Genomic DNA, 12,726 nt, shown 5'->3' with positions numbered 1-12,726 from the left:
TCTTGATCCAAAATAAAAAGAATACTTATGAAAGGGCAAGCAACTTTCTCAATGCTCTCTTCAATTCTGGTGGAAGTTCCTCCCTCTTTACGGTCTTAGCATCTTCTACCTTGGGAGTCCATTTTTCCCCGTTAGGGAGTGTGAAAGATGAAACTGTAGAAACTAAAACGAGTCTCTCTCCCCTTTCGTTTCTAGAGTCCTCTATTAGGAGTTGTCTTTCGCCTACGGTTAGAAGATACTTCGAGTCTACGCTACTGATTTTCATGGGTGGAAACCTACTCCTCAACTCCTTTAACTTTTTTGGGTTAAGGGGGCATGAAAACTCCTTCCTCTTCACGTTAAGTTCTAAGCTAACGTCTGCAATTACAAGGAAGAATTAGTGAGGTATTCAGTCTTTCATTCATACCGTCAAAGGTGTGCGGGTAGTCCGGGTTCTACTTGCGTCATCTATTCTTCAGCCCATTCATTATTCCCTAAACGCCAAATCCGATAAAGGAAAATCATAAAAATACCTATATCGCTTTCAGCACGGTGCTGTAAATGGAGGAAGATTGGGAAGAGGAAGATTGGGAAGAGGAAGATTGGGAGGAAGAAGAGGAAGATTGGGAAGAGGAAGATTGGGAGGAAGAGTGAAGGTTAAACCTTTAGTTTTTGAGTAGGAAAGATTGTGCACGGTGCCTAGTTTTGAGGGTAGCTGTCATAAATTACGCCGACTGTAAGCCGGACAAGTGTAGGGTCGAATGTGTTAACTTCTGTCCAGTCAATAGGTCCGGCACTAAAGCGATAGAGCTAGTAGAGGCCATGAAGGGCAAACCTGTTATTTACGAGGAGACCTGCATAGGATGTGGAATTTGTGTGAAGAAGTGTCCCTTTGACGCCATATCTATTGTGAACTTGCCCGATGCTCTAGAAGGAGAAGCGATCCACAGGTATGGCATCAATGGCTTTAAGTTATTCGGATTACCGACCCCAAAGCGCGGAGCGATCACTGCAATTATAGGTAAGAACGGCACCGGCAAGACCACCATATTGAAGATTCTGTCCGGGGAGCTCGTTCCCAACTTCGGGGATCCAGAAGTCATGCCTACACAGGACATGGTGCTTCAGCGGTTTCGGGGGAAGGAAATACACTCTTACTTCAAGGAACTCTATAATAAGGAACTGAGAGTTGTCCATAAAGTCCAGTATGTTGAGGTGGTAGGGAGGTTACTAAAGGGGAAGGTATCGGATCTACTCCGAAGAATTGACGAGAGGGGAAAGTTGGACGAGATCAGGACTTTATTGAGAATGGAGTCGATGTGGGAGAAGGAGAGTTCGACCTTGAGCGGTGGAGAGCTGCAGAAGCTTTTGGTGGGGGCAGCTCTCCTAAGGGAGGCCGACGTCTACGTATTCGACGAACCCTCCTCTTACTTAGACATAAACGAACGCCTTAACCTCTCTCGAGTACTTAGACAGCTCTTAGGGGATAAGTACGTCCTTATGGTTGACCACGACCTGATAGTCTTAGACTATGTGGCAGACCTTGTCAACGTGATGTATGGAGAGCCGTCGATTTATGGTAGGGTTTCCAAGTCCTACTCTGTAAGAGCTGGTATAAACCACATGTTAAAGGGCTTCCTTCCAAGTGAAAATGTGAAGATGAGAGATTATGAGATAAGGTTCTATATGAAGGACCTCGCCGAGATGGAGGGGGTTACCGGTACATCTATAAAGATCTCGTGGTCAGGTGTGCAGAAATCGTTTCTCGGCTTCTCCCTATCGGCACCACGAGGAGAAGTGCGAGAAGGTGAGGTGGTTGGGATAGTAGGGCCCAACGGTATAGGAAAGACGACGTTCGTGAAGATCTTGGTGGGCGAACTTAAGGCCGACGCAGGGATCGTGGAACCTGAAAAAAGCAGGCTGGCATATAAGCCACAGGTCATATCACCTTTTACTGAAAGAACTGTTAGGGAGGTTATGGAGGATGCCAGCAAGGATTCGCTTTCCTCCTCGTCATGGTTTTATGTTGAGGTAGTGAGGAGGTTCGGCCTTCATAAGCTACTAGACTCCTCAGTCTCCTCACTTAGTGGAGGAGAACTCCAGAAGCTAATGATCGCTAAAACTCTAGCTAAGGAGGCCGACGTCTACGTATTCGACGAACCTTCAGCCTACATCGACGTTGAGGAGCGTTACGTCATGGCCAGAGCTATAAAGAGGGTAACTCGAGAGAGGCGATCTGCCACCTTAATAGTAGAACACGACCTTGCCATACACGACTACGTGGCCGACAGGATCATAGTGTTCTCTGGAAAGCCTGGAGTTAGTGGTAATGTGGAGGAACCTGTTCCTCTCAGACACGGCCTTAACAAGTTCCTCAGGGAGTTCGGGATAACCTTCAGGAGGGATGCCGAAACTGGTAGACCTCGAGCCAATAAACCAATGAGCTATTTGGACAGGCTGCAGAAGGAGCGTAACGAGTATTATGCCATGGAGTTAAGCGGAGAATGAGTATGCCAGTCTTTTTGGCTCTACTAGTTATTCCTCGTTCTTAGGTGTTTAGTTCATACAAAGTTTTATTATGTAAGATCCTGATGGGCGAACGTGAGAAGGTATACTATCATCGTTTCTATTGTGTCGATTCTTCTAAGCATCATCTTCACTCTCGTTGTCCCCTCACTAGCCTTCAATTACAGTGCCCTCCTTCTCTTTACATCCTTAGACGCTTTAGTATTTTGGGTGCCTCTGACGCTGATTATTATGAACTTGATTAGGCCCGCAGTAAGGCAGACCCTTAGTAAGTTGGGCACCGCCTTGGGTGCGGGGATATTCTTCGGATATCTGATTGTCCATTACTTCGTTTACTCTTTGGTATTGGAGAAGATAATATCCTCGCTCTCTGTTGCGCCATATCTGCCTGCCTCTAGCTTTTACGCCTTTCTGAGCGCGACACCCTTCTCTGGCCTTCTCTCACCCGTGTTCTCTCTAACTCTTAATCCCACCGGTGTATTGCTAATACCCCCATATTTTGAACTCGACCTATCCCCGTTTTCGATAGTAATGGGTCTAATGATAGCAGTCCTAGTCACGGCCTCCCTCACCAGGATAATGGAGGTCAGGGGAAAGATGCCTGCGTACTACCTTCTAATTCCTGTGGGAGGGGTTGTTACTGGGGCATCATGCTGCATATCGCTGCCCTTTTTGATAGCAGACTTCACACCACTCTCTTCAGCAATACTTCTCTCTCCCATCTCCGGAGTAGTCCTTTTAATCGCTTATTACGCGCTTCCACTGTCTACAACTATCGCTCTTGCAGTTCATGTTAGACTACTCTTTAGAGTAGTACCTAAGTCCTTTAGAATGAGAGAGACTGTCAAGGGGTCCTGAGCAACTTAAGTAGTTCGTCCACCGAAACTTCCGCAACCATGGCTGGAAACGTTAGCCCGAAGAACTCCAGTTCCCTAGGGTGTACCTCGCCCACAACTCCCACCTCCTCATCGTCTATTATGATCTTTGCTCCCCTTCCCTCCATGAAGTATGAGTTATCGTATCTTGTGTATGAGGGAGTAACCCCCAACGACGTGAGGATTGCGTGTAGAGCAGACTGCAGTTGTTCATAGCTGATCTTACTATCTATTGTAGCTAATGACATCATCGTTCTGTTAGTGTAGCCTGTCTCCTTTTCAGCGTCTGCTAACACGACCTCTCCTATTTCGAACACCTTAACAGGAAAACCAACCTTCTGATTCTTGGAGAGCATTTTAAGGAGGCCAGGTATAAGCGAGCTTCTGACGCTATTTACGTCTGCCGTTACTGGGTTAGCTAACTTCACAGAGTTCCCCTTGAAGTCCCTTCCGTCCACTAAGACGAAATTAAACACCTCTGTGAAACCAGCTCCAACCGCCAAATCTCTAAGTGCTCTAATTAATTTCGTCTGAGTGAGTAAGCTCCCTCCCTTGGTCACTATGAAGTCTATTGGGTCCACTCTAGAATAGCCGTAGGCCATTAACACTTCTTCTACGATGTCTGCCCTACCTAATATATCGATTCTGTAGGGCGGGATAGTCACAGAGACGGTCTGGCCATCACAGCTGGAGTCGAGCCTTGCTTTAGAGAGCAACGCAACAACCTGTTCACACGCCATCTCGTAGCCAGAGGCTGATCTTATATATTCCAGTTCTACCTTCAAGGCATCGTGATTTAGAACAGGCGTACTTTGCCAAACTCCTCCTTGCAATTCAATTGTACCTATTTTGGCTCCTCCCTCCGCCAGATTGGTTACTAGTATATCTAGTGTTTGAACCACCGCTTCGCCTGAGGTTCCTGTCACATCTATCAGGAGCCTATCAGTTTCAGCGGTAAGTTTAGTTTTCTCAGAGTTTATCACCGGCGGGACACTAAGAACTTGACCATCTTCCTGTAGTATTGCAGGTAACCTTCCCTCTGAAAGCGATATTTGACCATAATTCCTTCCCTGCTCTGTCTCTGAGAGCACTTCCCTTAACGACATCAGTTTCCCTGCTCCTAATGGGACGAATTTGTAATCCAATGGAAGTGTACTGTATTTGATGACTTTAGTATCGACCTTAGATAGGTCATGAATACCTACTGCCACTTTTCTCCGTTTTCTTCCGATCGTCGTATGCAACTTCTCTTGGAACTGTATGAGCTCTCTCAATCCCTCCTCTCCCAATACCACATCCTCTAGAACAGCCGCAGCGACGAAAGGCCTAGACCTAACCTCATTGACCTCTAAGATGTAAGAGGAAGAGAACTGTTTGTAACTTGCCTCTCCCAACGCCTTCCCCTTGAGCCCTTTTACCGCTCTAGCTATTCCATCTGACGAGAGCAGATCCAGTCTGTCAGCATTGACCTCCACCTCTAGTTGTCCTCCCTCTTTTGGCTTAACTTCAGACTTCAGGTCGAAGAGTAACGACTCGAGCTCGTCTTCTTGGACCTCACACTTACTCAATAACCTGAACTTGTTGAACGTAACTGTTACCATTGCCAACTCACCTTTCTGTTCCTCAAGTACCTTAGGTCTTGCGAGTATAGCTCTCTGATGTCCTTAACACCAGAGAACATCATAGCTAACCTGTCCAGTCCTATACCCCAAGCCCCCGCCACTCCCTGCACTCCAGCGGCCAGCATTATCTCGTCCCTAAGTAGTCCAGCTCCGCACACCTCGACCCACCCCAGCCCCTCCATGAAGCCATACGCTTCCACACTAGGCTCGGTGAATGGAAAGTATGCTGGCTTGAACCTGACTCTTTCGATCCCAATTCTCCTGAATATCTCAGAGAGGGTGCCAAGCAACCTCCTGAAGTTGTAGCCCTCCTCCACGATCAGGCCGTCTAGCTGGAAGAACTCTGGTAGGTGTGTGGCATCTATCGTGTCGTATCTGAAGACTTTCCCTACTGTAAAGGTCCTCACAGGTGGGGTCGGCCTCGAAGCCAAGGTTCTGGCCGTGGTGGCGGTAGCCTGGCTCCTTAGCATTATCCTCGATGTGACCTCCTCGCTCCACCGGTATTTCCAGTTCCTCTCATGCATCTCCTTTACTCTCTCAAGCAACTTCGCATCACTTACTTTCCCAACTCCAGGTAAAGCTAGACTGTCGTGGATTTCCCTGGCAGGGTGGTCTTGAGGTTGGAAGAGTAAATCGAAGTTGAAGAACTCAAGCTCCACGTAATCGCTTTTCACTTCCGTGAATCCCATGCTAACTAGAACGTCCCTTATGTGTTCCAAGAATTGGACGAAGAAGTGTTTCTTCCCTATGTAGAATGGAGGCGGCATTGCCTCGACGTTGTATGGTCTGAACTTCACGTCTCTCCATTTACCGCCTACTAGGAGCTCTGTTGTCAAGAAGGTTACCGATTTCTCATCCTCCTCAAACTTCAGTCCCCTAACTCTTAACGACCTGATCTCCTTTTCTTTCACGAGGTTCCTTAACTTCAGGACTGAGGCGATCTCTTGTGCTAGCTTTCCAGGAAGGGAATGAAGAGCCACCGCCTCTTCTGAGTTCGCCCTGTCAACTTTGGGAACGATTAATCCATCCTTAACTTCTACCAACCTTTTCCTTCTGGCCCAGCCTAAAGCGATCTCGAAGTCCTCCCTCATGAAGGCCTTGACCTCGGCTATGGTTCTTGGTCTCCCGGCTAACCAGTTCACCAGCCTATCCTCTGGCAGTCCTTCCTCTATCCTCCTTCTCCCTTCCTCGGTTAATTCGTAAACTTTATCGATCCTCTCCTCTAGCTCTAAATAGCCCTTTGACTTGAGGGACTCCAGGACACTCATCAGTGTGCTCTTTGGAAGGGATAGGGCGTTTTCTAGCTCTTCGGCCCCAACTTCTCCTCGATCCTTTAGGTACCGTAGTACCTGTCTCTCAAGCTCAGTTAGCATCTGTGGCTCACAACTGGATTTGCTCACCAACCTTGGGTATTATAGTCTTGAATCCCTTGGTTTGGTTGAGTTTCACGAATTGGGTCTCGTCCACTTGGATTAGGGGCCATGTATTGTAATGGATCGGGATCGCCGCCTTCTTAGGCCTCAGCATCTCCACAGCCAAGGAGGCCTGTTCTGGATCCATGGTGAACCTACCTCCTATGGGGAGTAGAACATAGTCGGGCTTGAACACTTCCCCGATTAGCCTCATATCTCCGAAGAGACCTGTATCTCCAGCGTGGTACACCGTAACTCCTTCTCCCGAGACTACCACGCCCGTCGGATCTCCATGTTCGCTACTGTGCACGGCCTTGGTGAGGGCCAGTCTCAGTCCATCCACGTTTATGTATCCTCCCACGTTAGCTTGAATCACCTTCTCTATCGGTAACCCCATCGTCTGGTTCACGTATACGCTGAGATCGAAATTGGCAAAGAAGTGACCCCTCCCGCCCTTAAGGATCTCCACGGCATCCCCGAGGTGGTCGGGGTGGTCGTGAGTTACTGCCACTACGTCATATTTCCCTATTACTTCCTCTAATTTAGCTGGGCTCTTGGGATTATCCTTAATTAATGGGTCTATTATGACCTTCTTCCCTCCGAAATTCAACTCAATCGCCGCATGCCCGAACCAGCGAAGTGTCACCATGGATGCTAATTTACGAGTCGTTTTTTAACTCTATTCCTATGATGGTAAGGGAATATGACTGACGAGGAAGTGGAACTTCTCCTTAAAGCTGGCAAGATAGCCGCCAAGGCCAGGGAAGCGGGAGCTAAGGCGGTCAGGGCTGGGGCCAAGGTCTTAGACGTGTGTGATGCTGCAGAGAAGGAGATCTTCCAGGCCGGAGCCATGCCATCGTTCCCCTGCAATGTGTCTGTAAATTACGAGGCGGCCCACTATACACCGTTAATAGGAGATCAGAAAACCATACCTGAAGGGGCGGTGGTTAAAGTTGACGTCGGTGCCCATATAGACGGATACGTTACGGATACCGCAGTAACCGTGTCCTTAGATGATAGGTTTTCTAAGCTTTTGGAGGCTACGCGAGACTCGTTGAAAGCGGCAATTTCCACCTTTAGGGCCGGTAGAGATCTAGGTGAAGTTGGAAGAGTAATTGAGAGGACACTTAAAGTCGCGGGTTTCAAACCCATAAGGAACTTGGGAGGTCACCTCATAAGGCGTTACGAACTGCACGCTGGTGCCTTCGTCCCTAACGTCTTCGAGCGAGGCCTTGGGCCCATCAGGCCTGGGGAGACTTACGCTATAGAGCCCTTCGGTACAGATGGGGAGGGCTCTGTGAGGGAAGGTAAGGAGGTTACCATTTTTTCATTCAGGGGAGTCAGAAACAAGGTTTTGACAGAGGAGGAGAGGTTCCTGATAGAAGTGATCGAGCAGAGGTTCAGGACACTTCCCTTCACTGAAAGGTGGTTAGTTGATGTTATGGAGGTTGAGAAGCTCCGGGCGACCATCAAGTCGCTCTGGAAGAAGGGTGTCCTGAATGGTTACCCTGTGTTGCTGGAGACTAGGATGGGCACTGTAGCACAATTCGAACACACAGTCTTAGTTCAGCAGAATGGAGTGATTGTAGTGACTGAACTCTCCCCTTAGGTTCACTCCATAACCTTGGCTTCAATACCCTCCTTTAACAGGTTCGAGAGGAACTGCCTCACTATTTGAGGATTAGCTAGCTCGAAAGTAACGTATATCAAGGTGTAGCCTGGTCTGACCTCAGCGCTCATCCTATCATGAACCACGTCAATTACGTTTCCCCTCACCTCCGCCACGTAGCTGAGTATTCTATTGAGGTAGCCTGGTTTGTCTGGGACCTTCAGCTTTATCCTCACTACCCTCCTCATTCTGTGTAGTACGTTCTCCACGATGTTGGTGAGCAAGGTGAGGTCAACGTTTCCACCAGAAATCACTGCTACAACTCTCTTCCCCCTTACCTTGACTTTCTCGCTTAACAGTGCAGCTAAGGAGGCCGCCCCTGCCCCCTCAGCTAATGTCTTGTTCCTTTCCAGTAGGAGGAACATAGCCTCGGCTATCTCCTCATCCTCCACCACCACGATCTCATCCACCAGCTCCTTGATCACTGAGAACGTTAAGTGAGAAGGAGACTTGACTAGGATGCCGTCTGCTATGGAGAAGGAGGGCTCCACCTCAGTTAGCGTGCCAAGCTCCTTTGATACCTTCATGGAGGGAGAGGCGCTGCTCTGCACTCCGACCACTTTTATCGCTGGGTTCCTAGCCTTGAGCGCAATTGTTATTCCAGATATGAGACCTCCCCCGCCTATTGGAACTACAACGATCTCTGGCATTACCCGAACTAACTCTAGGCCAAGAGTTCCCTGTCCTACTACTATTTCTACGTCATCGTAAGGGTGAACTAAAGTGGCCCCACTCTTCATAATTATCTCCTCAGCCTTCTTCATGCTCTCGTGTATATACTTCCCGTATAGGACGACCTCAGCTCCGTAGCCCTTAGTCGCCAAGTACTTCGAGGCTGGGGCAGTCTCGGGCATTACTATCACGGACTTTACATTGAGACTCCTCGCAGCGAACGCCACTCCCTGTGCGTGGTTACCGGCCGAAACAGCCACTACCCCCCTCTCTCTGGCCTTCTCGTCCATGGTGAGGAGTTTGTTGAAGGCCCCTCTGACCTTGAAAGAGCCTGTCTTTTGAAGGTTCTCCAGCTTCAGGTAGAGCTCGGAGCCAGTCGCGTCAGAGAACGTCTTGGAGTAGTCCAGAGGGGTCTCGTGCACATAGGGGGCTACTCTCTCCTTCGCTCTAAGGACCTTAGTGTATAGTTGTTCCAGGCTCGCCGAGCTTAACGCCTCAGTCAACCCTGCTCTCATCTCCAATCAGTGATCGAGAGCCTCCTCATCGGCCTCCAAGGCTGGCCTGAGCCTAGAATATGTGTCATTAAGCATCTCGGGCAACACCTTAGTGTTTGATAGTATGGCCATAAAGTTTGAGTCCCCCACCCACCTGGGGACTATGTGAACGTGAACGTGGCCTGCCACTCCAGCTCCCGCCGCCGAACCTATGTTGACGCCAACGTTGAATCCATCTGGCTTGTAAACCTTTCTGATCGCTCTAAGCGACCTTGCTACGTTCCTATGCACCTCTATTGCCTCCTCCTCTGTGAGTAGCTCTAAGCTAGGGACGTGTCTGAAGGGAACCACCATTACGTGTCCAGTGTTGTAAGGGAATGCGTTCATTATGATGTAGGAGACCTTGCCCCTAAAGAGTATCTGTCCGTTTCTATCCTCGTGCTTCGGGGCTTCACAGAACACACAACCCTCGTGTTTAGATGAGGAGACGTACTGTAACCTCCAAGGAGACCAAAGTAAATCCATGAGTTATGCCCCTTCGGGGGAATATTATACTTGTCCGTTAAACCTTTTAAGCTGCTCAACTGGTTAGGACGTGACCCACATGGAATTTACTTCCTAGGCCCTGAGGGTAGCTACTCTCACGAGGTAGCCTCGCTCTTTCAGGGGCGTCCAGTTCCGGTCAGAACGATAACCGAAGCCTTCTCGTCGGCATTGAAAGGTGGAGCTGCGGTTGTTCCGGTTGAGAATAGTATAGAAGGACCAGTGAACGAGACCTTGGATAACTTATTCCAGCATAAGGAGATATACGTCAACGCTGAGGTAGAAAAGGAAATCGAGTTAGTGTTGGCAGTAAACCCCACCGTAAGTGGAATATCTCAGGTTAGGAAGGTTTACTCCCATCCCCATGCCCTCAAGGAGGCGGCCGGCTTTTTGGAGAGACACGGATTGAAAGAGATGGAGGTAGTGGAAAGCACTTCCAAAGCAGCCCAGACGGCCTCAGTAACCCCAGGTGCGGCGGCTCTTTGCTCCAAGCTGGCTGCTGAGCTCTACGGGCTTAAGGTCCTGACGGAAGGAGTTCAAGACCACGTCAACATGACGAGGTTCTTCCTCGTCTCCACTAAACCCTCCTACCAAGGAGACAAGACAACCATCCTATTCACGGTTCCTCATAGGCCCGGTTCTCTTTTCACTGCGCTGAAGGCATTCGCAGAGAGGGATGTTAACCTAACAATGATATACTCTAGGCCACTCAAGACCTCCCCGTGGAAGTACTATTTCTACTTGGAGTTAGAAGGAGGAATCCAGGATCCCATGATCTCCTCCTCTATAGAGGAGGCTAGGTCTTTGACGTCGGAACTTTGGTTAAAGGGTAGCTACCCTAAACGCGGGGTGAGCAACCCTTAAACTACGATCCCTGGCTTAAGGTTGTCGAGGCTGAACAGTTCCATGTAGGATGACGCAGAAGTGAGCTCCACTACTTTTCCTACTACCCCATCAATTACGGCCCTACTGCTTCCGTGAAGCATGCAGTAGCATAAGTAGTCCCAACGTTTGTCCGCTTCCCTGAGCACGACATGTGTAGCTTCTCCCACATTCCTTGCTAACGCATCACAGGATTTTTCAACATTATCGGAACTTATGAGGACCATAGCATTTTCTGTGATTCCGGCCTTCTCACCGTTTACAGTTCCACCGTAGTCCTTCACCACCTTCTTTTCCCTCAACTCCTTAACTAGATCTATCAACTCTTGTTCGGAGTATCCGAACTGGGAGGCTATTTGTGAGAACGGTCTCTCAACGATCGGTAGGGGTGATGAGAGAGCTTTACCTAGCGACTGATCCAGTCCAAGCTGGTCGAAGGTAGGGATTCTCTCCTCTATCACTTCTGGCTCGCTCCATGACACCCCCCTTCGTAGGTCATACTTTACACTCAACTTCAAGGTCTTCTTAGAATATAGAATTATATAGTTCCTACTCTCTGTCCTATTCATCAGCTCTTTCACTTTCTCCTCCAATTCCCTCCTAGTAGGTTCCTTTATTACAAACCATATATTGAACTGCGGGTGAGTTCTGACGAAGTTGTGGGTGATCTCTCTCACGCCAAGGGCCGTCCTTCTGAAGGACTCCACATTGTGTGGAGGGATAGACGCTCCTACCAACGCTCCCTCCATTCCCTTCGCCCTGAAGCTGACATACATACCAATTCTCTTCAAGACGTTTCGTCCCACTAGAATCCTTGCTCTGTTCAGCACGTCTTCTTCCTTGATGCCAAGTCGATGGGCCACTTCGGCGAACGGAGTCTCCGAAAGTGGAAAGTGGTACTGGAGCTCCATCAACAGATCTACATCCGACTTCTCCAACACTGGCATAACGTAACTATTTAGATTGCCAGTTTTAATGCTTCGATCAAACCTGATAACCGTCCTTAAGGTTAGAGGAGGTCGGTAACCTTCCCTTAACTAAGAACGGTTATTCATCTCGACCCCTTATAGATATCGAGAGGTGACGGTTCTCAGGGTGAAATAATCGCTTCATGAACGTTTGAGTCTAAATCGTCCTCCTAGAGAGACCTTGTGCTAAATTTATGTACAAAAGAGGAGTCGACTTTAGCTGGCGGATCTTCACCTGTCCTAAATGAGGTTGGACTATAGATCTATGGATTATAACGCTTCTCTGAACGTCTGTGCTGGGTCTGGACTACCCTTAGAGCCTGCGGACAGGGAACCTCTGCTGCACATTCCCTTTTCCGAGGGAGTGTAAAGCAAGTTTCCTGTAAGAAACAGGAAATCTCTATTGCGAGGTGGGGATGTCCCGTCCATGAGGGTGGGGTTAGTTCACTCACGACTATACCACAAACGGGATGTTAAGAGAATTCTCGTCGCATCCAATCGAGGAAGGGCAACTTCACCCACGATTATCTTAAATTTAGGCTTCAAAGGTGGAAGACCTCTACCCTGGAGTATGGATAGGCGTTAAAGTTAAAGCCTCAATTTTAGAGAAAGGTGATGCGGCCGTCGTCTAGCCTGGTTAGGACGCTGGCCTCCCAAGCCAGAGGTCCCGGGTTCGAATCCCGGCGGTCGCACTATTTCTTAGCAAATTGAAAGAGATACCTTTTCCATGTAAAGGTTCCATGTAAAGGCGTAAATGTAATAACAGTCCTTATTTTTGAACAGCATCGCATTCTAATAGGTGTGACAGGTGACTACACTTAATCGATGTAGAGAGGCTGAACGGCGAACAGAAGCACAGGATCTTGAAGAGGCTGGCGAACAAGCTGAGACTACTTCACGTGTTGAAGACCTTAGAAGTGGGTAGAGGGATTCTCTATATGTAAATGGAGGATTCCACTAGAAGTCCTCAGGAAAACCATTGAGGTGCTTACGCTGATTTTCCTTGTCTGATCCTATTTATGGGCTAAGAGTAACGGAATTTAGACATAACATTAAAACGACCAAGTACGTGAATCTTTTTATT

Annotated in this window: 11 protein-coding genes, 1 tRNA gene and 1 pseudogene; 6 read left to right on the top strand and 7 right to left on the bottom strand. The window is 48.6% G+C overall.

Annotated elements, in window-relative coordinates:
* Window positions 1-25: 25 nt before the first annotated feature.
* On the bottom strand, window positions 26-265 hold the full coding sequence (locus tag HS1genome_RS00405; RefSeq protein ID WP_126449022.1) for a hypothetical protein: 240 nt from the start codon (window positions 263-265) through the stop codon (window positions 26-28).
* 419 nt (window positions 266-684) lie between these two features.
* On the opposite strand from HS1genome_RS00405, the gene HS1genome_RS00400 reads away from it, so the two are divergent.
* Window positions 685-2,487, top strand: a complete 1,803-nt coding sequence (locus HS1genome_RS00400; protein WP_126449021.1) for a ribosome biogenesis/translation initiation ATPase RLI — start codon at window positions 685-687, stop codon at window positions 2,485-2,487.
* A gap of 249 nt (window positions 2,488-2,736) precedes the next feature.
* Window positions 2,737-3,363, top strand: a complete 627-nt coding sequence (locus HS1genome_RS00395; protein WP_126449020.1) for a hypothetical protein — start codon at window positions 2,737-2,739, stop codon at window positions 3,361-3,363.
* Here HS1genome_RS00395 and pheT read toward each other — a convergent pair.
* Genes pheT through HS1genome_RS00380 form a run of 3 tightly spaced genes read right to left on the bottom strand, consistent with a single transcriptional unit; the run spans window position 3,350 to window position 7,063 of the window.
* Window positions 3,350-4,981, bottom strand: coding sequence for a phenylalanine--tRNA ligase subunit beta (gene pheT, locus HS1genome_RS00390; protein WP_126449019.1), 1,632 nt, complete (start codon window positions 4,979-4,981; stop codon window positions 3,350-3,352). The genes HS1genome_RS00395 and pheT overlap by 14 nt on opposite strands.
* On the bottom strand, window positions 4,975-6,375 hold the full coding sequence (gene pheS, locus HS1genome_RS00385; RefSeq protein ID WP_126449018.1) for a phenylalanine--tRNA ligase subunit alpha: 1,401 nt from the start codon (window positions 6,373-6,375) through the stop codon (window positions 4,975-4,977). The genes pheT and pheS overlap by 7 nt, the downstream gene beginning before the upstream one ends.
* A 7-nt stretch (window positions 6,376-6,382) precedes the next feature.
* Window positions 6,383-7,063, bottom strand: a complete 681-nt coding sequence (locus tag HS1genome_RS00380; RefSeq protein WP_126449017.1) for a metal-dependent hydrolase — start codon at window positions 7,061-7,063, stop codon at window positions 6,383-6,385.
* Between the two features lie 54 nt (window positions 7,064-7,117).
* On the opposite strand from HS1genome_RS00380, the gene map reads away from it, so the two are divergent.
* On the top strand, window positions 7,118-8,023 hold the full coding sequence (gene map, locus HS1genome_RS00375) for a type II methionyl aminopeptidase (RefSeq protein ID WP_126449016.1): 906 nt from the start codon (window positions 7,118-7,120) through the stop codon (window positions 8,021-8,023).
* A 2-nt stretch (window positions 8,024-8,025) separates the two neighbouring features.
* Here map and ilvA read toward each other — a convergent pair whose 3' ends face one another.
* A complete protein-coding gene (gene ilvA, locus HS1genome_RS00370) occupies window positions 8,026-9,270 on the bottom strand; it encodes a threonine ammonia-lyase (protein WP_126449015.1) in 1,245 nt (414 codons plus the stop codon).
* Window positions 9,271-9,276: 6 nt separating this feature from the next.
* Window positions 9,277-9,774: an HIT family protein gene (locus HS1genome_RS00365; protein ID WP_126449014.1), complete on the bottom strand. Its 498-nt coding sequence runs from the start codon at window positions 9,772-9,774 to the stop codon at window positions 9,277-9,279.
* A gap of 30 nt (window positions 9,775-9,804) precedes the next feature.
* On the opposite strand from HS1genome_RS00365, the gene pheA reads away from it, so the two are divergent.
* Window positions 9,805-10,656, top strand: coding sequence for a prephenate dehydratase (gene pheA / locus HS1genome_RS00360; protein WP_229768032.1), 852 nt, complete (start codon window positions 9,805-9,807; stop codon window positions 10,654-10,656).
* Here pheA and HS1genome_RS00355 read toward each other — a convergent pair.
* A complete protein-coding gene (locus HS1genome_RS00355) occupies window positions 10,653-11,621 on the bottom strand; it encodes an Lrp/AsnC family transcriptional regulator (RefSeq protein WP_126449013.1) in 969 nt (322 codons plus the stop codon). The two genes, pheA and HS1genome_RS00355, sit on opposite strands and share 4 nt — an antisense overlap.
* A 242-nt stretch (window positions 11,622-11,863) precedes the next feature.
* On the opposite strand from HS1genome_RS00355, the pseudogene HS1genome_RS12380 reads away from it, so the two are divergent.
* Both HS1genome_RS12380 and HS1genome_RS00350 read left to right on the top strand, forming a co-directional pair.
* Window positions 11,864-12,081: pseudogene (locus HS1genome_RS12380) on the top strand (RNA-guided endonuclease InsQ/TnpB family protein); the annotation flags it as partial.
* 178 nt (window positions 12,082-12,259) lie between these two features.
* Window positions 12,260-12,334: transfer RNA gene (locus HS1genome_RS00350), tRNA-Gly, on the top strand.
* Window positions 12,335-12,726: the final 392 nt, after the last annotated feature.

Source organism: Sulfodiicoccus acidiphilus (genome assembly GCF_003967175.1).
Classification (GTDB): domain Archaea; phylum Thermoproteota; class Thermoprotei_A; order Sulfolobales; family Sulfolobaceae; genus Sulfodiicoccus; species Sulfodiicoccus acidiphilus.
This window is presented reverse-complemented; position numbering and strand designations above follow the sequence as displayed.